This is a genomic window from Caulobacter sp. D5 (assembly GCF_003185805.1).
Taxonomy (GTDB): Bacteria; Pseudomonadota; Alphaproteobacteria; order Caulobacterales; family Caulobacteraceae; genus Caulobacter.
Window position 1 is genome coordinate 1 of record NZ_QHJY01000310.1, and the last position, 21,930, is coordinate 21,930.

Sequence of the window (21,930 nt, forward strand, 5' to 3'; positions counted from 1 at the left end):
CGGCCTTGTCGAAGCGCGGCAACGGCGTCTGGTCGGGCCTAGCCAGGGCGTCAAGGGTCGCGAGACCCAGCGCCACGTCGTGCGTGCCCGGCGGTCCGCGCGTGGCCAGCAGCGGGTGGACCTGGGCGGCCAGCGCCTGGCGCTCGGCGCGGGTCAGGTAGAGGTCGTCCAGCGACAGGACCGCGACCTTCAGCCCTTCGTCCTCCAGCAGCCGGGCGACCACCGCCACCAGGGTGGACTTGCCCGCCCCTTGCGGTCCCGACAGGCCGGCCACGAAGCCCGGGCGGCCATGGGCGCGCGCGGCCGCGGCCAGACGCTCGGCCAAAGGCCGGTGCAGCAGGTGGAAGGCTTCGACGAAGTCCGGACCGAGCCGCTCGTCGCGCATGAAATCGGAAAGCCAGGACGGGTCGGGCGCGCTCATGCCCCGACCATGCACCGCTTCGCGGGGTTACTGCACCCGCCGCACGCGATAGCCGCGCGCCTTCATCAGGGCCGGCAGGCCGTCGGGACCGGCCATGTGCAGGGCGCCGACCGTGACCAGCTCGACGCCGGAGCCGGCCATCTCGCGGTCTAGAACCTCGGCCCAGGCCAGGTTGCGGCGCTTGAGCAGGGCTTCGTACAATTCAGGCCGGTCGCGGCGCATGCCGGCGACTAGGATCGCGCCCAGGCGATTGACATCGCCCTTCAGCCAGGCCTTCTGCAGATCGACGCCCCGGCGCGGCGGCGCGTTCTGCTCGGCGGCGACGTCGTCGAGATACTGCACCTCGACGGCCTCGGGCAGGTCGGCGAACAGGCGCAGCTGCTGCTCGAAGCTTTCGAAGGCCAGGACGGGCTTTTCGGCCTTCACGGCCTGGCGGGTGACGGCCGCGTCGGCGCCGCTGGCCACCGAACCGCCGGCCTGCGTCATCGGCAGCACCGACAGCATCATCGCCGCCGCCCAGGGCCGCAGGTGATCGACGCGGTCGAGGCTGGCGCCGCGCTGGTCCAGCGCCGCGCGCAGACTGGCGACGGTGCGCGGCGGCAGTTTCTCGGTCAGGGAGCGGTCGACATCGACGCCGTAGCGGTCGACCAGGGCCTTCACCGCGGCCGGGTCGGCGTCGACGCGGGTCTCGAACCACAGCTTGCCGGCCTGGGCGTAGGCGCGGTCGAAAGCCGGGGTCCGCCACTGGAGCTTGGGCGACAGCACGTGCATCGAACCGAACAGATAGATGCGGGAGTCGCCGTCGCTGACTTCCCACATGGCGGGGGCGGCATGGGCGACGCCAGACAGCCCCGCCGCGGCCGTCATGACCGCCAGCAGGCGTCTTACGCCCTTCACCCACGCTGAAACCATCGCTTCCCCCGACAGGAATACGGTCTCAGCCTAGAGCGAAGGGGGTTAACCGCGCGAGCGGGAAGCGCCGCGGCCTAACGCCACGGCTTGAAGTGCTTCGAAAGCTTCAGCCCCTGCCGCTGATAGTGCGAACCGCCCTCGCCGTAGAGGCGGGCCGGGCGGGCGGTCAGGGGCTCATAGACCAGCCGGGCGACGGTCTGGCCGTCTTCCAGCAGGAACGGGGTCTCGTGGCTGCGCACCTCGAGCACCCCCTTGGAGCCGACGGCCCCAGCCTCTTCGGTGCCGAAGCCCGGATCGAAGAAGCCGGCGTAGTGGACGCGGAACTCGCCGACCGACGGGTCGATCGGGGTCATTTCGGCCGCTTCCATGACCGGGATCTCGACGTCGTCCTTGGAGGCGAGAATGTAGAACTCGCCCGGATCGAGCAGCAGCTCGCCGTGGCGGGTCTCCAGCGGCTCCCAGAAGTCGCGGGGGTCGTGGCCGTCCTCGTGGTCGAGATCGACGACGCCGGCGTGGCGGCGGCCGCGGAAGCCGACGATACCGGTCTCGCCCGGGGTCAGATCGACGCCGACGCTGCGGATCGCCAGCTTGGCCGGCTCGCCGCGCTTGAGGCGCAGCTGGTTCAGGCGCGTGCCGGCGCGGACCAGCACCGAGAAGGTCTGGGGCGCGATCTCGATATAGAGCGGACCCTCATAGCCGGCCTCGATGTCGTCGAAGGCCTTGGAGCGGTCGCTGAGCAGGCGCACGAAGACGTCCACCCGGCCCGTCGAGCTTTTCGGATTGCCGCGCGCGGCGACATTTGCCGGCAAGGCCAGGCGCTCCTGGATCTCGGCGATGTAGACGCAGCCCTTCTCCAGCACCGCGCCCTTCGACAGGTCCAGCTCGTGCATGGCCACGTCCTTGAGCCGCTCGGGCACGCGGCGCGCGACGCCCGGCAGGAACGAGGCCCGCACCCGCCAGCAGCGCACGCCCAGGCGCAGGTCGAGGCTGGCCGGCTGAACCTGGTCACGGTCGAACGGCGTCTGCGAGGTGATCGCCTCCTGGGCGATCAGGTCCTCGATGGTCTGGCAGGGCAGAATCCCCGCGAAATGGGCGTCGGTCATCGGCGGCACACTCTCCTAAAGCGGCGCCGCGAGGCAAGGGCGCTATGGGAGCCGTCGCGAGAATCTGGACGGCGTCAGGCCCGCTCGAGCAGCCCGTCCAGATAGAGAGCGCCCGCCGCGGCGCCGTCCTCGGCTCGAAACACCGGCGCCAGGGCCTCGGCGGCGGCCGCATAGGCGGGATCACCCAGCAAGATCCGCAGAGCTTCGGTCGCGCCGCCGCCCTCGTAGCGGTCGGGCCGGAGCCTGCGCCCCAAGCCCAGGCGCTTCACCCGCCGGGCGTTGTCGTGCTGGTCGCCCAGGAACGGCGTCACAAGCTGCGGCCTGCCTGACCGCAGAGCCTGGGCCGTCGTGCCGATCCCGCCGTGATGGACGATGGCGGCCGCGCGCGGGAAGACCTGGGAATGGGGGGCGTAGGCGGCCACGAACACGTCCCCTCGCCGCTCGCCCTGAAGGCGCTGCGCTTCCTCCGCCCCGGCCAGCAGCAGCGCCCGTCGCCCCAGGCCGCGCGCCGCTTGGAGGCTGGCGCGATAGAAGTCGCCCGGCGCGTGGACCGCGAAGCTGCCCAGCGAGAACACGATCGGGGCCGGACCGGCGTCGAGAAAGGCCGCCAGCGCCGGATCCAGCGCCTGCGTCCCGCCCGTCTCGCTGTCGTAGGCGGGGAAGCCGACGAGGGTCAGGCCGGCGGGGTGGTCGGGCTGGACAGGCCCGAAGCGCGGCGAATAGAGGCCCAGCATCGGCGCGCCGTCGCCATGGCCGCAGTCGAACAGGGCGTCGGCGCCGGCATGGGCGACGCCGAGCGATCGGCCCAGGCGGCGCAGGGGCTTCAGGGACGCGGCGATCCGGCCGCGCACCAGCGCGCGGACCAGCCGGTTCCAGCCGACCGCCGCGGGCGAGCGCGGCGAGAAGACATAGGGCGCCGGCCCGGTCTCGGACGGGTCGGTCGCCGACTGCAGGAAGATCGGCGCCAGGGCGACACGGACCAGGGGCAGGCCCAGCGCCCGGGCCGCCAGCGGCGCGCCGAAGACGATGTTGTGGGTCACGACCATGTCCGCGCCCTGGGCGGCGGCGCGGACGTCCTCATAGGTCTGCGACAGGAACGGCATCTGCAGGTCGCGCAGCAGGAAGTCGGGATCGCGCGCCATCCGCTCGAACACGTCGGCGATATCCAGGCCCAGGCGCGCCCGGATCTGCTCGGTGCTGGGCCGCAGCGGGCGAAACGCCAGCCCCTCGGCCTCGACCTTGGCCCGATGGTCCTCGTGGGTCGCCAGCACGGGAAGATGGCCCAGGCGCCGCAGAGCCAGGGCGAGGGCCAGGAAGGGGTGCAGGTCGCCGAGCGAACCCGTGGTCGCCAGCACGATCCTTCGTCCAGCCGCCATCCACGCCCCCTTTTACCGCCCGTCTGGATGGGAACCGCAACACCTCGCCAAGGCAAGGCTTGCGACGCCCGTCAGGCGACCGAGACCATCCTCTCGTTCGCCTGGCGCGCTCGGACCGTGACGAAGCGGTGAAAGATCGCCTATACCCACCGCGATTGCGTCCGCCGAAGCGGCAGGCGCGGGCCTTTTCGTCATCGGGAGTATCGCGTGTCCGAAGATCCGAAGAACTGGGACGTCGCCACCAAGCTGATCCGCGGGGGTCTGGCGCGCTCGCCGTTCATGGAGACCGCCGAGGCGCTCTATCTGACGCAAGGCTTCACCTACGACAGCGCCGAGGGCGCCGATCGCCGGTTCTCGGGCGAGGATCCGGGCTTCGTCTATTCGCGGTTCAACAATCCGACCGTGAAGATGTTCGAAGACCGCCTGGCCCTGCTGGAAGGCGCCGAGGTCTGCCGCGCCACGGCCACCGGCATGGCCGCCGTCCACTCCTCGCTGATGGGCCTGGTGCGGGCCGGCGATCACGTGGTGGCGGGCAACGCCCTGTTCGGCTCGTGCCGCTGGCTGGTCGCCGAGTGGCTGCCGCGCTTCGGCGTCGAGACCACCTTCGTCGACGCCACCGACATCAAGGCCTGGGAAGCGGCCATCCGCCCCAACACCAAGGCCGTGCTGATCGAGACGCCCTCGAACCCGGTGCTGGCGATCACCGACATCCGCGCGGTGTCGGAGCTGGCCCACGCCGTCGGCGCCAAGGTCATCGTCGACAACGTCTTCGCCACCCCGATCTTCCAGCAGCCGCTGGAGCTGGGAGCCGACGTCGTCGTCTATTCGGCCACCAAGCACATCGACGGCCAGGGCCGGGTGCTGGGCGGGGCGATCCTGACCACCGAGGCGATCAACGAGGAATTCTACCGCGACAGCATGCGCCACACCGGCCCGTCGCTGTCGCCGTTCAACGCCTGGGTGATGCTCAAGGGCCTGGAGACCCTGGACCTGCGCGTGCGTCGCCAGACCGACAGCGCCTTCGCCCTGGCCAACACCATGGCCGAGCACAAGAAGGTGACGCAGGTGCTCTATCCTTTCCGCCCCGACCACCCGGGCCACAACGTCGCCAAGAGCCAGATGAGCGGCGGCGGCACGGTGATCGCGCTGGACCTGGGCTCGCGCGAGGCGGCCTTCAAGTTCCTGAACGCGCTGGAGATCGTCGACATCTCCAACAACCTCGGCGACGCCAAGTCGATGGCCACCCACCCGCCGACCACCACGCACCGCTCGGTGCCCGAGGAGATGCGGCCGCTGCTGGGCGTGACCGAAGGCGGCGTGCGCCTGTCGGTGGGCCTGGAAAGCCTCGACGACCTGACCCGGGACGTGATCCGTGCGCTCGACCAGGCGTGAATCCAGTCCGCCCCTGAAGCGGATCCGTCGGCGCCGCGGCGCCGACACCGGCATCTACGAGGCCCGCACGCGCGACATCGTCGTGCGGGTCGCGCCCTGCTACCTGCCCGAGGAATCCTCGCCCGAGCAGGGCCTCTACCTGTGGGCCTACACCGTCGAGATCGAGAACCACGGCGTCGAGACCGTGCATCTGGTGGCGCGCTGGTGGAAGGTCACCGACGCCATGAACCGCAGCAACGAGGTCGAGGGTTCGGGCGTGGTCGGCGAGCAGCCGGAACTGCGGCCGCGCGAGGCCTTCCGCTACGTCTCCAACTGCCCGCTGCCGACGCCGTCGGGCACGATGGTCGGCCGCTACCAGATGGTCACCGAGGCCGGCGAGCCGTTCACCGCCGAGATCCCCGAGTTCTCGCTGCATCTGCCGGGCGCCGCGCGCCGCGCGAACTAAACTCGCGCGCGCCCCTTCCCAGCCTGCAACTTTGAGCTATTGAATCCCCCTGTCTCAGCCACAGGGGGAAGACCATGGCGACTACCTACACGATCCGCGTCGAGAACCATTCCGTAGCGCCGCAGAGCTACACGATCTTCGCCCAGCAGCCCGCTGCGACCGGGCCGGGCGTCTACACCAACGCCTGGGCCACCCTCCAGCATGTGACCAACGGCGGCTTCGACGTCGTCAACTACACGCCCGAAGACGGCGAGCCGGCGCCGCACTTCTATGTCAACGACATCGCCTATGACGCCGGCGAAGAGATCGACCACAGCTCGGTGGCCAGCGCCCCGATCGAGGTCGACTTCACCGGCAAGAGCGAGACGATCGCCACGGTGATCCAGCAGCCCAACCGGGCCTTCCTGGTCAGCTACGAATAACCGGCCGGCCACGCCGCAACCTGCGCCGTTGCCAAGTAACGGCGTTACGCGTTTACTTCCTTTTGCGGCGTCAGACCGCGAAACTATAGGGAGGTTGCGGCGTGGCCGACTACGAGCTGACCCTCATCAACCGAAGCGACGACACCCAGAACTCGACCGTCGTGGTGTTTTCCAAGGCCGCGACCAGACCGGTCAGCCTGGCGCGCACGATCCCGCCGGGCGGCTCGTCGAAGATCAGCTTCAACAACCTCGAGCCCAACGCCCAGGCCTATCTGGTGCTGGGCGAACCGCCGCACCTGGACGCATGCGAACCGCCGGCCGGCTCGGTGCGGCTGGATCTCGACCTGACGCATGAGTATGTGATCGGGCGGGCTTAGGGGGCGAAGACCCCCTCAGTCGCTCCGCGACAGCTCCCCCAGAGGGGGAGCATCTTCTTGGTGCGGCGCTCCTAGATCCTCCCCCTCTGGGCGAGGTGGCCCGAAGGGCCGGAGGGGGCTTACGCCTCGCCGTTCGGCTCCAGCGCGTAGACCCGCGAGCAGTATTCGCAGGTCACGTGGATCTTGCCGTCCGGCTCGATCATCTCGGCCTTTTCCTCGGGCGAGAACGACTGCAGCACCACGCCGATCCGCTCTTCCGAGCAGCGGCAGAAGGCGCGCAGCGGCTTTTCCTCGATCAGGCGCACGCCGTCCTCGTTGAACAGGCGCCACAGCAGGGTGGTGGTCGGCACGGTCGGATCGACCAGCTCGTCCTCGCCCGTGGTTTCGAACAGGGCCTGGGCGTGGTTCCAGGCTTCCTTGGTCTCGCCGCGGATCTCGTCGCCGGCGATGGTCTGGATCAGCACGCCGCCGGCGCGCCAGGTCGGGCCTTCGCCGGTGTCGACCTGGCCGACGGCCAGGCGCACGCGGGTCGGGATCTGCTCGGACTGCATGAAGTACTGCTCGGCGCACAGGGCCAGGCTCTCGCCCTCGATGGCGGTGACGCCCTGGTAGCGCTCCATGTCGGGGCCCTGGTCGAGGGTCATGATGAACACGCCGCCGCCCAGCAGGGTCTTGGCGCCCGGACGCACGAAGCCTTCCGAGACGGCCGCCACCTCGGCCTCGTCGAACCGGCAATAGCCGCGCAGGCCGCCGGTGGTGTCGTAGTCGACGACCACGTAACGCACCGGGCCGTCGCCCTGGGCCTGGACGATCAGCCGGCCCTCGAACTTCAGGCTCGAGCCGACCAGGGCGGCCAGCGCGCAGGCCTCGCCCAGCAGGTTGGCCACCGGCTCGGGATAGGCGTGACGGGTCAGCACCTCGTTGACCGCCTCGCCCAGCCGCACGACGCGGCCGCGCACGGGCAGGCCCTCGATCTGGAAGGCGGAAACGAGGTCGTCGGGAACGGTGATCTGGGGGGCGGCGTCGCTCATGGGGCGGTTAGATAGGCGCTTTGGCGGAAAATCCAACCTCTCCCGTATGGGGTCGCCACTGGAGACCCTCTCCCCGAAGGGGGAGGTGGCCCGGAGGGCCGGAGGGGGAAGTTCCTCCCGGCGGCGAGAGGGTTGCAGGCTCTGCAGCCACATCCCCCTCCGTCGGCTTCGCCGACACCTCCCCCTTCAGGGGGAGGGTCCTTATTTCTTCGCCAGGTAATCCAGCGCCATGAACACCTCGGCCTTCACGCCGGTCTCCAGCACCGCCTCGTCGATGTCGAAATAGGGCGAGTGGTTGGCGGGGGCGCCGGCGGCGGGGACGTCGGCCTTGCGGCCGCCGAGCTGGACGAACACGGCCGGGACCTTCTGGCCGTAGAGGGAGAAGTCCTCGGCGCCGGTGACCAGGGCGGCCTGGTCGTCGACCTTGCCCGGCGAGGCCTTCTCCAGCGGACCCTTGACCCACTTCGACAGGGCCGCGTCGTTCCAGGTGACCGGATAGGGCTGGGTGAACACCGCCTCGGCCTTGGCGCCATAGCGGTCGCCGATGGCGGCCACGGCCTTCTGGGTCTTGGCGATCACCTCGGCCTTACGCTCGGGCGTGAAGGTGCGCAGGGTGCCGCTCATCACCAGGTCTTCGGGGATGATGTTGTTGCGCACGCCCATGTTGATGGTGGCGATGGTCAGGACGGTCGGCGAGGTTCCGACGTCGATCTGGCGGGCGGCGATCTGGTTCAGGGCCTGGACGATGTCGGCCGAGACGCTGGCCATGTCGATGCCCGCCCAGGGCCGCGCGCCGTGGGTCTGCTTGCCCTTGACCGTTATGGTGAGGCGATCGGCGCCGGCGTAGAAGCCTTCGGGGCGATAGTTCAGGGCGTTGGCGTCGCCGGGGCCGATATGGACGCCGAAGATGGCGTCGACCTTCGGGTTGTCGAGCGCGCCGTCGGCGATCATCAGCTTGGCGCCGCCCTCGTCGCCGGCCTGGGGACCTTCCTCGGCCGGCTGGAAGATGAACACCACCGTGCCGGCGATGTCGGCTTTCATGCCGGCCAGCACCGTGGCCGCGCCCAGCAGCATGGCCACGTGGGTGTCGTGGCCGCAGGCGTGCATGACGGGAACGGTCTTGCCTTCCCAGGTAGCGGTGGCCTTGGAGGCGAACGGCAGGCCGGTCTTTTCCAGCACCGGCAGGGCGTCCATGTCGGCGCGCAGAGCCACGACCTTGCCGGGCTTCCCGCCCTTCAGCACGCCGACCACGCCGGTCTTGCCGACGCCCTCGCGGACCTCAAGGCCCAGGACCTTCAGCTCCTTGGCCACCAGGGCGGCGGTGCGGACCTCCTGGTTGCCCAGTTCGGGATGCTCGTGCACGTCGCGCCGCCAGGCCACGACCTGTGGCTGGACCGCCTTGGCCGCCGCCTCGACCTTGGCGTTGGAGGGGGCCGCGAGTGCGGGACTGGCCGCCATGATCGCCAGGGCCAGAACCGAAACCGTCGTGCGCACGCCCATACCCGACTCCTAGAGAAGACTTTGCGGGCGAGCTTGGCGGTTCCTAGGGCCGGGTCAAGGCCGGCCATGCTTTCCCTAAGGAACGGCTTTGCAGAAGCGTCACGGAGACTAAGCTTCGTCCATGACCGAGCCTGCTTTCGACTCCAAGGATGATGGCGAGGCGCTGGATCCGAGTTCCGGCGTCATCCGCCCCCGCCACGCCGCCACCGTGATCGTGGTGCGAGACGACGGCCCTGCGCCGCGCGTGCTGATGGGCCGGCGCAATCGCGGCCACGCCTTCATGGCCAGCAAGTGGGTGTTTCCAGGCGGCCGCGTCGATCGCGGCGACTTCGACGCCCCCTCGGCCAGCGAGCTTTCTCCGGAGGTGGCCGAGCGCCTGGCCAGGCATCCCAGGCACGCCTCCCCCGCCCGCCTGGCCCGCGCCCTGGCGCTGGCCGCCGTGCGCGAGACCTTCGAGGAGACGGGCCTGCTGCTGGCCAAGGCCGCCCCGCCGCGCCCCGGGGCCGGGGCCTGGCGGCCGTTCCTGGCCCAGGGCGCCCTGCCCGACCTGGCGCCGCTGAGCTTCGTGGCGCGGGCCATCACCCCGCCCTATCGCCCCCGCCGCTTCGACGCCCGCTTTTTCATGGCCCCGGCCAGCGCCCTCCTGAGCCTGGAGCGCCAGCCCGACTGCGGCGAGCTGGACGAGATCGCCTGGGTCAGCTTCGACGAGACCCGCGACCTTGATCTGCCCAGCATCACCCGCATGGTGCTGCGCGAGACCGACCAGCAGATGAAGGACCCCGGCCGCCCGGCGCCGTTCATGCGCTTCCTGCGCGGCAATGCGGTGATGACGGAACTCTGACCATGCTCGCCCTCCTCCTCGCCCTGCAGACCGCCCCCATCGACCAGGCCGCCTTCCTGGCCGGCTGCTGGAAGCAGGACCTGGCCAACGGCGTCGTCGAGGAGCAGTGGCTCGCGCCCGGCGGCGGGATGATGCTGGGCATGAGCCGCACGGTGCGCGACGGCATGGCCCGAGGCTGGGAGTTCACCCGAATCCAGGAGGCCGACGGACGACTCACCTTCGTCGCCCTGCCCTCCGGCCAGGCCGAAGGCGCCTTTCCGTTGAAGAGCGCAGGTCCCGGCGAGTTGGTCTTCGAAAACCTCGCCCACGACTTTCCGCAGCGGGTGATCTATCGCAGCCAAGGCCCGGACGGGCTTCTGGGCCGGATCGAGGGGGAAATCGACGGCAAGCCGCGGTCGGTGGATTTCCCTTACAAGCGATGCGCAGCCGGCAATTGACTTTGCCCCGTTCATGAGTATGTTCCGCGCCTCTCATTTCGACCGCGCGGGGACCTGCGCGATTACCGCAGGGATTCGACCATGGCCAAACCGGCTTCGATCAAGATCCGCCTGAACTCGACGGCGGACACCGGCTTCTTCTACGTCACCAAGAAGAACGCCCGCACCAAGACCGAGAAGATGGTGCTGAAGAAGTACGACCCGGTCGTGCGCAAGCACGTCGAATTCCGCGAAGGCAAGATCAAGTAAGATCGCCTCGTCGCACCGACGAATTTCGAAAACGCCCGGCGGCAACGTCGGGCGTTTTTGTTTTTGGGGTTTTTGTTTTTCCGGGCCAACTCGGCTAGTGACGCAGTGGGCGCCTGCCCTGGCATAGGATTCCCCCGCGTGATCGTTCGCCTCGCCCTCGCCTTCTCGATCCTGGCCGCCGTGCCCGCCTGCTCGGCGCCGGAGCCGGTCCCGCACACCCAGGGCTACGAGGTCGTCCGCACCTACCCGCACGACCGCCAGGCGTTCACCGAGGGCCTGCTGTTCCGTGACGGCCAGCTCTACGAGAGCACGGGCCTGGAAGGCCGCTCCTGGGTGCGCCGGGTGTCGCTGGAGACCGGCGCGGTGCAGCAGCAGGCCGACATGGACCCCAAGTATTTCGGCGAAGGCATCGTCGACTGGGGCGACAAGCTGGTGCAGCTGACCTGGAAGGACGGCGTCGGCTTCGTGCGCGACCGCGCCACCTTCGCCGTCAAGTCGACCTTCAACTACACTGGCGAAGGCTGGGCCCTGACCCGCGACGACCGCCGCATCATCATGAGCGACGGCACGAGCGAGCTGCGCTTCCTGGATCCGGAGACCCTGAAGGAGACCGGCCGGATCAAGGTCACCGAGTTCGGCCAGCCGGTCGACCAGATCAACGAACTGGAATTCATCAAGGGCGAGGTCTGGGCCAACCTCTGGCAGACCGACCAGATCATCCGCATCGATCCCAAGACCGGCAACGTGATCGGGCGCCTCGACATGTCGGGCCTGCTGACGCCGCAGGAAGCCGCCCACGCCGACGTGCTCAACGGCATCGCCTACGACGCCAAGGGCGACCGGATCTTCGTGACCGGAAAGTTCTGGCCGTGGCTGTACGAGATCAAGATCGCGAAGTAGGCCCGCCTCTCCTCTCGGAGAGGGAAACTAGGCCGCCTTGCCGACCACCGCGTTGCGGCCCGAGGCCTTGGCCTCGTAGACGCCGCTGTCGGCGCGCTTGAGCAGGGCTTCGGGGGTGTCGCCCGCGCCGCTGGTGGCCGAGACGCCGACCGAGATCGTCACCGTCAGCAGCTCCTGGCCGCCGGCCACGCGGAACGGCGAGCCGGCCACGTGCATGCGGATGCGCTCGGCGATGCGCACGGCGTCGACCAGCTGGGTGTCGGGCATGATCACCGTGAACTCCTCGCCGCCGAAGCGGCAAGGCAGGTCGATGGCGCGGACGTTCGAGGCCAGGCGCAGGGCGAACTCGCGCAGCACCTCGTCGCCGACGTCGTGGCCGAAGCCGTCGTTGATCTTCTTGAAGTAGTCGATGTCGATCATCAGCGCCGACACCGGGTCGCCGCCCATGGTGGCGCGGTTGACCAGGGCCGACAGCTGGCCGGTCATGTAGCGACGGTTGTGCAGGCCGGTCAGCGGATCGGTGACGGCCAGTTCCAGCGAGTGGTCGAGATTGTTGCGCAGATAGTCGGTGTAGCGCTTGAGCCGCACCTGGGTGCGGGCGCGGGCGGCCAGTTCCTGCGGGTCGATCGGGCGCGGCAGCACGTCGTTGACGCCGAGATCCAGCGCCTTGACCATCCGCGGACGGTCGTCGGGATCGACGACGGCCAGGATCGGCAGGTGCCGGGTGCGCTCGCTCGAGCGCAGGGTGGCGGCGAAGCGCAGGCCGTCGAAGCCGCGGGCGGCGGCGTTGACGATGACCAGGTCCACGGGGCCGCTGGCGCTGACCTCGGCCTTGGCCGGATCGGTCTCGACCACCGGGCGGTGCTCGACCGCCAGCTCGGCGGCCACGCGCTGGGCCTGGCGTTCGTTGTCGTCGACGATCAGGACGCGGCCGCCGATGCCGTCGAGGCGGGTGGCGGCGCCGGCGATCACGCCGATGCGGCGGCCCGAGGCCTCGCGCTGGCGCAGCTCGTCGATGACCATCTTCAGGCGGGTCGAGCTGCGCACGCGGGCGAACAGCATGACGTCGTCGATGGGCTTGGTCAGGAAGTCGGCGGCGCCGGCCTCCAGCCCCTGGATGCGGTCGGCGCGGCCGTCGAGGGCCGTGACCAGCACCACCGGGATGTGGCGGGTGGCGGGATCTTCCTTGAGCCTGCGGCAGACGGTGAAGCCGTCCATGCCGGGCATCATCACGTCGAGCAGGATGATGTCGGGCAGTTCCTCGGCCGCTTTTACAAGCGCGGTCGGGCCGTCATAGGCGCAGGAGACCTGATAATACTCGGCCGAAAGCTTGGCCTCGAGCAGGCGCACATTGGCCTCGATGTCGTCGACGACGAGGATTCGCGCGCTCACGGCCTGTTACCTCTCCAGCAGTCGGCGAATGGTGTCGAGGAAGTGCGTCACCGAGATGGGCTTCGAGATGTAAGCCTCGCAGCCGCCCTCACGAATCCGTTCCTCGTCGCCCTTCATCGCAAATGCCGTAACGGCGACGACTGGGATATGTGACAGATCGTCGTCCTCCTTGAGCCACTTGGTCACTTCCAGGCCCGAAATCTCGGGCAACTGGATGTCCATGAGGATCAAATTGGGGCGATGCTCACGGGCGATCGACAACGCCTGCAGGCCCTCACGGGTCTGCAGGGTCTCATAGCCCTGGGCTTCGAGCAGATCATGAAAGAGCTTCATGTTCAGCTCGTTATCCTCGACGATGAGGACCTTCTTCGTCATCCTGACCCCGACCATACGGTCCGTGGCGACACGTGAGGGATTCGCGCCGCTTCTTCATCCTCAGATCGCACGAATATCCTTAAGCCCGCGCTAATCGCGTTTCCAACGCCCGATTGCAGAACATGGACCCCTGCTCCCTAGACCTTAAGGCCTGCACGCTCGATACGCACCGTCCGCTCGTCATCGTGGATGTCGACGAGGTGCTGGCCCAGTTCATGGCCGGCTTCGGCGCGTTCATCGGCCGGCACGGCTTCGAACTGCGCGTCGACCGCTTCGCCCTGTTCCAGAACATCTATCGCCCCGGCGAGACCGAGCACCTAGACCTGATCGCCGGCCGGGCCCTGTTCGACGACTTCTTCCGCGACGGCGGCGAGGACCTCGAGCCCGCCGACGGCGCGGCCGACGCCCTGGCCGACCTGTCGCTGGACGCCAATGTGGTGATCCTGACCAACGCCCCCGAGCACGGCCGCCAGACCCGGGCCAAGTGGCTGAAGACTCACGGCTTCGACTATCCGCTGGTGATCAATTCGGGCCCCAAGGGTCCGTCGGCCGCGCAGTTGGCCGGACGGGTCGAGGCCCCGGCGGTGTTCATCGACGACCTGCTGCCGCAACTCGAATCGGTGGCCACAAGCGCCCCCTCGGTCAGCCGCTTCCAGATGGTCGCCGACAAGCGCCTGCGTCCGCTGGCCCCCAGCGCTCCCGACCGTCACGCCCGCATCGACCTGTGGCCAGACCTGAAGGTCGCCATCCGCGAGGCGCTGGCGCTCGAAGGCCGATGAAAGCTCTTTGCCGCGATTGTCTGTGGACCGGCGAGCGCAAGGCGCCGCGCTGTCCGTCGTGCGGCTCGCCGCGCACGGTCTTCCACGACGAGCTTGGCCAGCTGTCGATGGCCCACCTGGACTGCGACGCCTTCTACGCCTCGGTGGAGAAGCGCGACGATCCGTCGCTGCGCGACAAGCCGGTGATCGTCGGCGGCGGCAAGCGCGGCGTCGTGACCACGGCCTGCTACATCGCCCGGATGAGCGGCGCGCGCTCGGCCATGCCGATGTACAAGGCGCTGCAGCTGTGCCCCGACGCGGTCGTGGTGAAGCCCAACTTCGCCAAGTACAAGCACGAGAGCGCGCTGATCATGGCCCGCCTCTCCAACCTGACGCCGCTGGTCCAGCCGCTGTCGCTGGACGAGGCCTGGATCGACCTGTCCGGCACCGAGCGCCTGCATGGCGCGCCGCCGGCGGTGATGCTGGCCAAGGTGCAGAGGGAGATCGAGGCCGAGCAGAACCTGACGGTCTCGGTCGGCCTGGCCCCCAACAAGTTCCTGGCCAAGATCGCTTCGGAGCTGGACAAGCCGCGCGGCTTTTCGGCGATCGGCGCGGCCGAGGCGGTGGCGTTCCTGGCGTCCAAGCCGGTGTCGATCCTGCCGGGCGTTGGTCCCGCCACCGTGACCAGCCTGGCCGGACTTGGCCTGCGCACGGTCGGCGACATCGCCAATGCGGACCTCAAGATGCTGGCCAAGGAGCTGGGCGCGGGCGGGCTGCGGCTGCACCGCCTGGCCCACGGCGAGGACGCCCGCGCCGTCGATCCCGACAGCGTGCGCAAGACGATCAGCGCCGAGACCACCTTCAACGACGACCTCTTCCGCCGCGAGGAGCTGGAGGACCAGCTCTGGCCCCTGTGCGAGAAGGTGGCCCGCCAGGCGCGCCGCGAGGCAGTGGCCGGCCGGGTGGCGACGCTGAAGCTGCGCACCCCCGACTTCAAGATCCACACCCGCCGCCGCACCCTGCCCGTCCCCACCCAGACGGCCCAGACTCTGTTCCAGGTGGCGCGCGAACTGCTGGCCGCCGAGCCGGCGGGCCGCTCCTATCGCCTGATCGGGGCGGGCCTGACCGAGTTCGTCCCCGCCGCCGGCGCGGCCGACGACTTCTTCGCCGGCGACGAGCGCCGGGCCCTGAAGAGCGAGACCGCCATCGACGCCCTGCGCGGCAAGTTCGGCCTGGGCGCCGTCGTCACCGGCCGGGCGCTGAAGAACCGCTAGACGCCCGTCAGCGCCTCCCCCGCCGTCGTTCGCACCGCCAGGGTCAGTTGGTCGAGCAGCCGCGCGGACAGCCGCGTGCGTTGCCAGTACAGCGCGACGGCGATGGACCGCTTGGGCGGCAACTCCACGAGGCGTCCGGCCTCCAGATGCGGCTTGGCGAGAACACGCGGCGTCATCGCCCAGCCGAGGCCGGCCAGGTTCATGTCCAGCATGCCTTGGGTGGCCGGGGTGAAGTGGACCGGGCCGGCGGGCTTCACGCCCAGCGCCTCCTGCGCCCAGCGGGCCTGCAGGCCGTCGCGGCGGTCGAAGCGCAGCATCGGGGCCGCGCCCAGGCTCTCGCCGTCCACCCCGCCCGCGAAGAACCGGGCGACGAAGTCGGGGCTGGCGGTGGCCACATAGTCGATCGCGCCCAGCGGATAGGTGCGGCAGCCCTGGACCGGCGCGGGATCGGCGGTGACGGCCGCCAGCACCTGGCCGTCGCGCAGGCGCTCGGCGGTGTGGGCCTCGTCGTCCATAACGAGGTCCAGCATGGCCCCGGTCTGCGCCGCGAACCGGGCGGCGGCCTGGGGAAACCAGGTGCTGACGCTGTCGGCGTTGACGGCGATCCGCAGCACGGCCCGACCGGCGTCGGGGGCGGCCAGGCGCGGCAGGTCGGCGACGAGGTCGCTTTCCAGCAGGCGCACCTGCTCGACATGGGCGCACAGCCTGGCGCCGACGGCGGTTGGCCGACACGGCTGGCCGCGGGTCAGCAGCACCGCGCCCAGGCGCTCCTCCAGCCCCTTCACCCGCTGGGAGACCGCCGACGGCGTGACGCCCAGCACCATCGCGGCCTTGTCGAAGGCGCCTTCGCGGGCCACCGCCGCCAGGGCGGCCAGGGACGCATAGTCCAACATTAGCCAACCTAAATTCGATTTAGCATCCTTAGTTAGACTACAGCGACGCCGGCCGGCATCAAGCCGCCATGACCAGCGCTCTTTTCCCCGCCTTCATCAAGGGCTTCGCCCTCTCCGCCGGCCTTATCGTCGCCATCGGGGCGCAGAACATGTTCGTGCTGCGCCAGGGGCTGAAGCGCGAGCACGTGCTGCCGATCGTGCTGTTCTGCGCCCTGGCCGACGCCAGCCTGATCGTGGCCGGGGTCAGCGGCCTTGGCCAGGTGCTGGCCCTGGTTCCCGCGCTGTCGCTGATCCTCAGCCTGGGCGGGGCTGCGTTCCTGGCCTGGTCCGGGGTGAGCGCCCTGCGCCGCGCCGCCAGCCCGGCCGCCCTGGTGGTCGCCGACCAAGCGGGCCTGACGCTAGGCGCCGCCCTGGCCGGGACGGCCGCCTTCACCTTCCTGAACCCGCACGTCTACATCGACACCGTCATGCTGATGGGGGCGGTGGGGGCCAGCCTGCCGACGGGCGAGCGGCCGCTGTTCATGGCCGGCGCGGCCCTGGCCAGCCTGGCGTGGTTCTCGGGGCTGGGCTTCGGCGCCCGCTTCCTGACGCCGCTGTTCGCCCGGCCCGCGGCCTGGCGCGTGCTCGACCTCGGCATCGGCATGGTGATGCTGGCCCTGGCGGCTAGCCTGCTTGTCGGCGCGGCCGCCGCCTGATCGACTTCAGAGAACTCTGCTTGACAGAGTAACTGATCGACATAACTCTGCACCACAGAGGGCATGCGCCCCATGGAGGATGTGATGGTGCTGACCAAGGACGAGGCCGCCGCCGCGCTGGCCGAGATAGACACGACCACCCGCCGCAGCGGCATGCTCAAGGGCTATCGCATCGGCGGGCCGATCCTGATGCTGTGGAGCGTGATCTGGGCCCTGGGCTATCTGAACATGGGCCTGCTGCCGTCGGCGTTCTGGAGCTGGACCTGGTTCGGGCTGGACGCGATCGGCGCCATCGGCAGCGTGCTCCTGGCCCAGCGACTCAAGGGCCAGGCGGGCGTGGCCGGCAAGGGCGGCAGGGCTGACGTCACCAGCCTGCGCATGCTGGGCGGCATGGGCGTGGTGATGCTCTTCGTCCTGGCGGTGTTCTCGGTGCTGAGGCCGACCGATCCGGCCGGCTATCTCGCCTTCCCCGGCCTGCTGGTCGGCACGATCTACGCCGCGGTCGGAGTGTTCCTGGCCCGCCGCTACCTGCTGATCGGCGCGGTGATGTTCGCCCTGACCCTGATCGGCTTCTACGCCTTCAAGGAATACCTGGCCTTCTGGATGGCCAGCGCCAGCGCGGCGCTGTTCGTCAGCGGCGTCTGGCTGGCGAGGGCCTGACCATGGCGCAGCCCGACGACCTGATCCACCAACCCCTGCGCCTGAAGATCATGGCCGCCCTCTATGCCGAGCGGCAGGGCGAGCCGCTGGAGTTCTCGCGGCTGAAGACCATCACCGAGGCCACCGACGGCAATCTCGGCAGCCACCTGACGGCCCTGGAAAAGGCCGGCTATGTCGAGATCCTGAAGGACCATGTCGGCAAGCGCCCCCGCACCCGCGTGAAGCTGACCCAGACAGGATCCAAGGCCTTTCGCGGCCACGTCGCCTATCTGCGCGAACTGGTCGAGGGCGTTCAGGACTGATCCCCGCCCCGAGGCGCGGCCCCTCCGTCAGGAGCCGGCCGCGCCCCGCTCGGTGCGAGCCTTGCGCATGAACTCCATCTGCCTGGCGACCCGCTCGGCCTTGCAGACCTCGTGGCTCTGGCCCTTGGCCTCGAGGTTCAGGCACTGGTTGGCCGCCGCCATCGGCGGGATCATGTCGATCGGCTCGGACGAGGCGTCCCCGCGGTCGATCACGGCCCGCAACCGGACGAGGAAGCCTAGCAGACCGCGCCGGTTGGCGACCTCCTCGGGCTCCTGGGCGCCGTCGGCCGGGGCGGCCGGCAGGGCGGCCAGCCGCTTGTCGATCTCCAGCCGGGCGAGATCGGCCTTGGCGGCGTCGAACTGACCCAGTTCCCGCCGGCTGTTGGCCGCCTGCCCCAGCAGGCCCAGCCAGCCCTGGTCCTCGGCCTTCACCGGCTCGGCCTCGGCCCGCTCGGCGAATTCACGTTGATAGCGGGCCTTGAGCTCCGGCTGACTGTCGGCCTGCCAACTGGCCTGCAGCAACAGCCACAGCGGATCGCCCTCGCCTTTCAGGGCCGTCTCCAGCCAGGCGGCCCGATAGTAGCTGGTGTCCGCGCGAGCCAGGCGCTTGTAGTCGTCCGAGGCGACCAGGGTCTCCAGCTGCTTGATCTCCGACTTGGAGAAATCGCGGTACATGACCAGGCCGTTGCCCGGGCACACCGGGACCGGCATCGGAAACTCCCAGCTGCCGTAGGGCTTGCCGTCCGGCCGTCGGCCCCAGGTGCTGTAGGAGGCCGTGCCGACGTGGGTAAAGTTCTCGCCGCCCACGGCGCACTGCATCTTGATGGGCGTGGGGATACCCGCCTCGGCGGCGCCCGCGACGCAAACCGCAGCCAGAGCGGCGCCGATCAACCAGAGCTTCAATTCAGCCTCCCAACTCGCATGATGGGAGAGCGTCGCACTTCAATTGACGCGCGTAAATAGGAAAGCGACGCAGGCCGCCTCCTACATCAGCGAGCCCTTGCCGCTGGTGACTTCGGTGTAGCGATGCACGCGCACGGCCTGGACGAGGCCGAAGCCGATCATCACCGTCATCATCACGGTGCCGCCGTAGGACAGCATCGGCATGGGCACGCCCACCACCGGCGCCAGGCCCATGACCATGGCCCCGTTGATCAGCACGTAGAGGGCGAAGGTCGCCGTCACGCCGGAGGCCGCCAGGCGTCCGAAGTGGCTGTGGCTGATCGAGGCGATGCGCAGGGCCATGAAGATCACCACGCCGTAGAGCGCCAGCACCCACAGGCAGCCGATGAAGCCGAACTCCTCGGCCAGGGTGGCGAAGATGAAGTCGGTCTGCTTTTCCGGCAGGAAGTTCAGCTGGCTCTGCGAGCCCAGGCCGAAGCCCTTCCCCAGCAGGCCGCCCGAACCCAGGGCGATCTTGGACTGGTAGATGTGATAGCCCGAACCCGACTGGTCGGCCTCGGGGTTGAGGAAGGTCAGCACCCGCTTGCGCTGGTAGTCGTGCAGCACGAACAGCACGAACGGCGGGATGGCCACCAGGGCGCCGATGACGCCGGTGGCGATCACCCGCCAGGACAGGCCCGCGAGGATGACGATGGCCAGGCCCGTCAGGGCGATCAGCATGGCCGTGCCGAGGTCGGGCTGGTGGGCCACCAGCAGCACCGGCGCGCCGATCATCGCCGCCGGGACCAGCAGCCGCCACGAGAACCGGGCGCTGTCGGCCGACAGGCCGTGATAGTAGCGGGCCAGGGCCAGCACCACGCCCAGCTTCATGATCTCGGACGGCTGGAAGCGGAACCCGCCGATCGACAGCCAGCGCTGGGCGCCCAGCGACACGTCGCCGATCGCCTCCACCGCCACCAGCAGCAGCAGGCCGATGATGTAGACGGGATAGGCCAGCGAGAACCAGACCCGCAGGTCGATCATCGCCAGCACGATCATCATCACGAAGTAGAGGCCGAAACGCAGCAGGTGCTTGTCCGCCCAGGGCTCCCACGAAGCCCCGGCGATCGAGAACAGCATCAGCGCCCCGGAGCCCGCGATCAGGCACAGGAGCAGGCAGAAGGTCCAGTCGATCTCCATGAACTTGATGATCGGCCGGTCGCGTTCGCCGGGCCGGGAGAGGCCGCCGCTGAGGGTCATATGTGGCCTCCTGGCGTGCCGGCGGGCGGGGTCGTCGGCTGGGGCGGGGGCGGGCCGCCCTCCTCCGGCTCTTCGGGAGCCGCGCCTTCGACGACGCCGTCGACGGTTTCGACCGGAGCCTCGGGCAGAGGCATCGGCCTTTCGATGCGGGCGCGGATCTCGGGGTCCTTCAGCAGGGCCACGCGCATCACCTCGCGCGCGCGCGGGGCGCCGGCGGTGGCGCCGCCCATACCGCCGTGCTCGACGATGACCACCACCACGTAGCGCGGCGCGTCATAGGGCGCGAAGGCCACGAACAGGTTGTGGTCCTTGAGCTTCCACGTGTAGCTGGCGTTGTTGCGGGTCTTGACCTTGTCGTAGCTGCGCACCTGCGCCGTGCCGGTCTTGCCGGCCATCTGCACGTCGCCCAGACCCAGCTGGCTCTGGCGATAGGCCGTGCCGCGCACGTCGTTGGCCACGGCCGCCATGCCGCCGCGGACATATTCCAGATGTTCCTTGGAGAACGGCAGGTCGGGCACGGCCGCGCCGCTGGGCTGCTCGACCCCGCCCACCGACTTCACCAGGCGCGGCACCAGGGCCTTCTGGCCGTTGGCCAGGCGCGCGGTCATCACGGCCAGTTGCAGGGCGTTGACGTTCAGGGCTCCCTGCCCGATCCCGTAGCTGGGGGTCTCGCCCGGAAACCAGATCTGGTTGGCCGGATTGCGCTTGAAGGCCCGCTTCTTCCATTCGCGGTCGGGCACCAGGCCCTTCTTTTGACCGGGAATGCCGATGTCGAAGGTCTGGCCGAAGCCGACGGCGCGGGCGGCGTTGGCGATAGCGTCGGGGCCGATCTTCAGCGCCGTCTGGTAGAAGTAGATGTCGCACGAGTTCTTGATGGCGTCGTGCATGTTCTGGGCGCCGTGGCCGCCCTTCTGCCAGCAGCGCCAGGTGCGGCCGCCATAGTACCAGCTGCCGCCGCAGTTGACGCGGATCTCCGGATCGATTCCGGCCGCCAGGGCCGCCAGGCCCACGGTCGGCTTGAAGGTCGAGCCGGGCGGATAGGTGCCGCTAAGCGCCTTGTCGAGCAGCGGCTTGCGCTCGTACTCCGACAGCGCCTTGTACTCAGCCCCCGACAGGCCCTTGACGAAGCGGTTGGCGTCGAAGCTGGGGGCCGAGACCATGGCCAGCAGGTCGCCGTTGCGGCAGTCCATCACCACGATGGCGCCGCTCTCCTCGCCCATCACCTCGAGGGCTCGGTTCTGGATGTCGGCGTCGAGGGTGAGGCGGACCTCCTTGCCGGGCGTGGCCGGGATGTCGCCGGCCGGGTCCAGACTGACCACGCGGCCTTGCGCGTCGACTTCGGCCTTGATGGCCCCCGCGCGGCCCCGCAGGGCAATGTCGAAGGCCTTTTCCACGCCCTGGCGACCGATGCGGAAGCCGGGATTGTGCAGCAGTTCCTGGTCCTGGGTCAGGTCGGTCCGGGCCGCCTCGACGTCCTTGTCCGACACCTTGGCCACATAGCCGATGACGTGGGCGAAGGCGCCGCCGAACGGATAGACCCGCACCTCGCCCATGTCGGCGCTGATGTTGGGCAGTTCGGGGGTGCGGATGTTGATCCGGGAGAACTCCTCCCAGCTCATGTCCTCCATCACCACGACCGGCGCCTTGCGCGGGGCGTTGTTGACTTCCTTGAGCAGGCGGGCGCGGCGCGTGCCGTCGATCGGCACCAGGGTGGCCAGGTCGTCGAGGGTGGCCTCGACGTCCATGCCCTTCTCCTTGATCACCATCAGGCGGAAGTTGGGGCGGTTGGAGGCCAGGGCCACGCCGTTGCGGTCGAGGATCAGGCCGCGCGGCGGCGGCACCAGGCGGTAGTTGAACTGGTTGCCGGCCGAAAGCTTCTGGTAGCGCTGGGCCTCGACCAGCTGCAGCTGGGCCAGGCGGCCGGTCAGGGTCAGCAGGCCCAGGCCCGCGAAGCCGCCCAGCAGGAAGGCCCGGCGGTGGAAGACCCCCTGCCGCTCGTTGACCTCGAAGAAGAAGATCGACGGTTCGCTCAT

At 69.4% G+C, this 21,930-nt stretch carries 24 protein-coding genes and 1 pseudogene; 13 read left to right on the forward strand and 12 right to left on the reverse strand.

The annotated features are described in order from the left end of the window. The 4 genes and pseudogenes from DMC18_RS18940 to DMC18_RS18955 form a co-directional block, all read right to left on the reverse strand. Nucleotides 1–421 (reverse strand): annotated as a pseudogene (locus tag DMC18_RS18940) (kinase); the annotation flags it as partial. A 27-nt stretch (nt 422–448) separates the two neighbouring features. Then, a complete protein-coding gene (locus tag DMC18_RS18945) occupies nt 449–1,333 on the reverse strand; it encodes a TraB/GumN family protein (RefSeq protein ID WP_110119972.1) in 885 nt (294 codons plus the stop codon). 74 nt (nt 1,334–1,407) lie between these two features. Continuing rightward, nucleotides 1,408–2,436 carry a 2'-deoxycytidine 5'-triphosphate deaminase gene (locus tag DMC18_RS18950; protein ID WP_110119971.1) on the reverse strand — a complete coding sequence of 343 codons (1,029 nt, stop codon included), beginning with the start codon at nt 2,434–2,436 and terminating at the stop codon, nt 1,408–1,410. A 74-nt stretch (nt 2,437–2,510) separates the two neighbouring features. Next, complete coding sequence (locus tag DMC18_RS18955; protein ID WP_110133202.1) at nt 2,511–3,812, reverse strand: nucleotide disphospho-sugar-binding domain-containing protein; 1,302 nt, start codon at nt 3,810–3,812, stop codon at nt 2,511–2,513. A gap of 207 nt (nt 3,813–4,019) precedes the next feature. Between DMC18_RS18955 and metZ the strand changes: the two genes are divergently transcribed. The 4 genes from metZ to DMC18_RS18975 all read left to right on the forward strand — a co-directional run bounded on the left by metZ (nt 4,020) and on the right by DMC18_RS18975 (nt 6,448). Continuing rightward, nucleotides 4,020–5,204, forward strand: coding sequence for an O-succinylhomoserine sulfhydrylase (gene metZ / locus DMC18_RS18960; protein ID WP_110119970.1), 1,185 nt, complete (start codon nt 4,020–4,022; stop codon nt 5,202–5,204). Beyond that, a complete protein-coding gene (apaG, locus tag DMC18_RS18965; protein WP_110133203.1) occupies nt 5,185–5,649 on the forward strand; it encodes a Co2+/Mg2+ efflux protein ApaG in 465 nt (154 codons plus the stop codon). The genes metZ and apaG overlap by 20 nt, the downstream gene beginning before the upstream one ends. 74 nt (nt 5,650–5,723) lie before the next feature. Beyond that, a complete protein-coding gene (locus tag DMC18_RS18970; RefSeq protein ID WP_110119968.1) occupies nt 5,724–6,071 on the forward strand; it encodes a hypothetical protein in 348 nt (115 codons plus the stop codon). A gap of 101 nt (nt 6,072–6,172) precedes the next feature. Next, nucleotides 6,173–6,448, forward strand: a complete 276-nt coding sequence (locus tag DMC18_RS18975; RefSeq protein WP_110119967.1) for a hypothetical protein — start codon at nt 6,173–6,175, stop codon at nt 6,446–6,448. Between the two features lie 119 nt (nt 6,449–6,567). On the opposite strand, the gene DMC18_RS18980 is transcribed toward DMC18_RS18975, so the two are convergent. Together DMC18_RS18980 and DMC18_RS18985 are read right to left on the reverse strand one after the other, a co-directional pair. Continuing rightward, nucleotides 6,568–7,479: an Hsp33 family molecular chaperone gene (locus DMC18_RS18980; protein ID WP_110119966.1), complete on the reverse strand. Its 912-nt coding sequence runs from the start codon at nt 7,477–7,479 to the stop codon at nt 6,568–6,570. A 201-nt stretch (nt 7,480–7,680) separates the two neighbouring features. Further along, nucleotides 7,681–8,937 (reverse strand): amidohydrolase, encoded by a 1,257-nt coding sequence (locus DMC18_RS18985; RefSeq protein WP_233248224.1) that lies wholly within the window; start codon nt 8,935–8,937, stop codon nt 7,681–7,683. A gap of 163 nt (nt 8,938–9,100) precedes the next feature. On the opposite strand from DMC18_RS18985, the gene DMC18_RS18990 reads away from it, so the two are divergent. The 4 genes from DMC18_RS18990 to DMC18_RS19005 all read left to right on the forward strand — a co-directional run bounded on the left by DMC18_RS18990 (nt 9,101) and on the right by DMC18_RS19005 (nt 11,406). Then, entirely contained in the window at nt 9,101–9,820 is a 720-nt protein-coding gene (locus tag DMC18_RS18990) for an NUDIX hydrolase (protein ID WP_110133204.1), read from the forward strand. 2 nt (nt 9,821–9,822) lie between these two features. Then, complete coding sequence (locus tag DMC18_RS18995) at nt 9,823–10,257, forward strand: DUF6265 family protein (RefSeq protein ID WP_110119960.1); 435 nt, start codon at nt 9,823–9,825, stop codon at nt 10,255–10,257. A gap of 81 nt (nt 10,258–10,338) precedes the next feature. Then, complete coding sequence (rpmG, locus tag DMC18_RS19000) at nt 10,339–10,506, forward strand: 50S ribosomal protein L33 (RefSeq protein WP_004620056.1); 168 nt, start codon at nt 10,339–10,341, stop codon at nt 10,504–10,506. Nucleotides 10,507–10,644: 138 nt separating this feature from the next. Then, nucleotides 10,645–11,406 carry a glutaminyl-peptide cyclotransferase gene (locus DMC18_RS19005; protein WP_233245251.1) on the forward strand — a complete coding sequence of 254 codons (762 nt, stop codon included), beginning with the start codon at nt 10,645–10,647 and terminating at the stop codon, nt 11,404–11,406. A 27-nt stretch (nt 11,407–11,433) separates the two neighbouring features. Here the strand turns inward: DMC18_RS19005 and DMC18_RS19010 are convergent, their stop codons facing one another. After that, the gene (locus DMC18_RS19010) at nt 11,434–12,798 is read right to left on the reverse strand and encodes a PleD family two-component system response regulator (protein WP_110119959.1); all 1,365 of its coding nucleotides are present in this window, start codon (nt 12,796–12,798) and stop codon (nt 11,434–11,436) included. Between the two features lie 6 nt (nt 12,799–12,804). After that, the gene (locus DMC18_RS19015) at nt 12,805–13,173 is read right to left on the reverse strand and encodes a response regulator (RefSeq protein ID WP_110119963.1); all 369 of its coding nucleotides are present in this window, start codon (nt 13,171–13,173) and stop codon (nt 12,805–12,807) included. 122 nt (nt 13,174–13,295) lie between these two features. Between DMC18_RS19015 and DMC18_RS19020 the strand changes: the two genes are divergently transcribed. Next, entirely contained in the window at nt 13,296–13,952 is a 657-nt protein-coding gene (locus DMC18_RS19020) for a hypothetical protein (protein WP_110119962.1), read from the forward strand. After that, nucleotides 13,949–15,205: a DNA polymerase IV gene (locus tag DMC18_RS19025; RefSeq protein WP_110119958.1), complete on the forward strand. Its 1,257-nt coding sequence runs from the start codon at nt 13,949–13,951 to the stop codon at nt 15,203–15,205. Before DMC18_RS19020 ends, DMC18_RS19025 begins: the two co-directional genes overlap by 4 nt. Here DMC18_RS19025 and DMC18_RS19030 read toward each other — a convergent pair. Beyond that, nucleotides 15,202–16,098 carry a LysR family transcriptional regulator ArgP gene (locus tag DMC18_RS19030; RefSeq protein ID WP_110119957.1) on the reverse strand — a complete coding sequence of 299 codons (897 nt, stop codon included), beginning with the start codon at nt 16,096–16,098 and terminating at the stop codon, nt 15,202–15,204. The two genes, DMC18_RS19025 and DMC18_RS19030, sit on opposite strands and share 4 nt — an antisense overlap. Before the next feature lie 68 nt (nt 16,099–16,166). Here DMC18_RS19030 and DMC18_RS19035 point away from each other — a divergent pair, with 68 nt between their 5' ends. From DMC18_RS19035 to DMC18_RS19045, 3 genes are all read left to right on the forward strand, one after another. After that, nucleotides 16,167–16,793, forward strand: a complete 627-nt coding sequence (locus tag DMC18_RS19035; RefSeq protein WP_110119956.1) for a LysE/ArgO family amino acid transporter — start codon at nt 16,167–16,169, stop codon at nt 16,791–16,793. A gap of 84 nt (nt 16,794–16,877) precedes the next feature. Then, a complete protein-coding gene (locus DMC18_RS19040) occupies nt 16,878–17,453 on the forward strand; it encodes a hypothetical protein (RefSeq protein WP_233245250.1) in 576 nt (191 codons plus the stop codon). A gap of 2 nt (nt 17,454–17,455) precedes the next feature. Beyond that, nucleotides 17,456–17,755 (forward strand): transcriptional regulator, encoded by a 300-nt coding sequence (locus tag DMC18_RS19045; RefSeq protein WP_110119954.1) that lies wholly within the window; start codon nt 17,456–17,458, stop codon nt 17,753–17,755. A 27-nt stretch (nt 17,756–17,782) separates the two neighbouring features. Here the strand turns inward: DMC18_RS19045 and DMC18_RS19050 are convergent, their stop codons facing one another. The 3 genes from DMC18_RS19050 to mrdA all read right to left on the reverse strand — a co-directional run bounded on the left by DMC18_RS19050 (nt 17,783) and on the right by mrdA (nt 21,930). Continuing rightward, a complete protein-coding gene (locus DMC18_RS19050; protein ID WP_110119953.1) occupies nt 17,783–18,658 on the reverse strand; it encodes a hypothetical protein in 876 nt (291 codons plus the stop codon). Between the two features lie 81 nt (nt 18,659–18,739). Continuing rightward, complete coding sequence (rodA, locus tag DMC18_RS19055; protein WP_110119952.1) at nt 18,740–19,897, reverse strand: rod shape-determining protein RodA; 1,158 nt, start codon at nt 19,895–19,897, stop codon at nt 18,740–18,742. Next, nucleotides 19,894–21,930, reverse strand: coding sequence for a penicillin-binding protein 2 (mrdA, locus tag DMC18_RS19060; RefSeq protein ID WP_110119951.1), 2,037 nt, complete (start codon nt 21,928–21,930; stop codon nt 19,894–19,896). The genes rodA and mrdA overlap by 4 nt, the downstream gene beginning before the upstream one ends.

Bases quoted from the DNA above. Each gene is read 5' to 3' on its own strand.
- DMC18_RS18945 (WP_110119972.1), bottom strand. From the start codon at position 1,333: ATGGTTTCAGCGTGGGTGAAGGGCGTAAGACGCCTGCTGGCGGTCATG.
- DMC18_RS18950 (WP_110119971.1), bottom strand. From the start codon at position 2,436: ATGACCGACGCCCATTTCGCGGGGATTCTGCCCTGCCAGACCATCGAG.
- DMC18_RS18955 (WP_110133202.1), bottom strand. From the start codon at position 3,812: ATGGCGGCTGGACGAAGGATCGTGCTGGCGACCACGGGTTCGCTCGGC.
- DMC18_RS18970 (WP_110119968.1), top strand. From the start codon at position 5,724: ATGGCGACTACCTACACGATCCGCGTCGAGAACCATTCCGTAGCGCCG.
- DMC18_RS18980 (WP_110119966.1), bottom strand. From the start codon at position 7,479: ATGAGCGACGCCGCCCCCCAGATCACCGTTCCCGACGACCTCGTTTCC.
- DMC18_RS18985 (WP_233248224.1), bottom strand. From the start codon at position 8,937: ATGGCGGCCAGTCCCGCACTCGCGGCCCCCTCCAACGCCAAGGTCGAG.
- DMC18_RS18990 (WP_110133204.1), top strand. From the start codon at position 9,101: ATGACCGAGCCTGCTTTCGACTCCAAGGATGATGGCGAGGCGCTGGAT.
- DMC18_RS18995 (WP_110119960.1), top strand. From the start codon at position 9,823: ATGCTCGCCCTCCTCCTCGCCCTGCAGACCGCCCCCATCGACCAGGCC.
- rpmG (WP_004620056.1), top strand. From the start codon at position 10,339: ATGGCCAAACCGGCTTCGATCAAGATCCGCCTGAACTCGACGGCGGAC.
- DMC18_RS19015 (WP_110119963.1), bottom strand. From the start codon at position 13,173: ATGACGAAGAAGGTCCTCATCGTCGAGGATAACGAGCTGAACATGAAG.
- DMC18_RS19020 (WP_110119962.1), top strand. From the start codon at position 13,296: ATGGACCCCTGCTCCCTAGACCTTAAGGCCTGCACGCTCGATACGCAC.
- DMC18_RS19025 (WP_110119958.1), top strand. From the start codon at position 13,949: ATGAAAGCTCTTTGCCGCGATTGTCTGTGGACCGGCGAGCGCAAGGCG.
- DMC18_RS19030 (WP_110119957.1), bottom strand. From the start codon at position 16,098: ATGTTGGACTATGCGTCCCTGGCCGCCCTGGCGGCGGTGGCCCGCGAA.
- DMC18_RS19035 (WP_110119956.1), top strand. From the start codon at position 16,167: ATGACCAGCGCTCTTTTCCCCGCCTTCATCAAGGGCTTCGCCCTCTCC.
- DMC18_RS19040 (WP_233245250.1), top strand. From the start codon at position 16,878: ATGGTGCTGACCAAGGACGAGGCCGCCGCCGCGCTGGCCGAGATAGAC.
- DMC18_RS19045 (WP_110119954.1), top strand. From the start codon at position 17,456: ATGGCGCAGCCCGACGACCTGATCCACCAACCCCTGCGCCTGAAGATC.
- rodA (WP_110119952.1), bottom strand. From the start codon at position 19,897: ATGACCCTCAGCGGCGGCCTCTCCCGGCCCGGCGAACGCGACCGGCCG.
- mrdA (WP_110119951.1), bottom strand. From the start codon at position 21,930: ATGAGCGAACCGTCGATCTTCTTCTTCGAGGTCAACGAGCGGCAGGGG.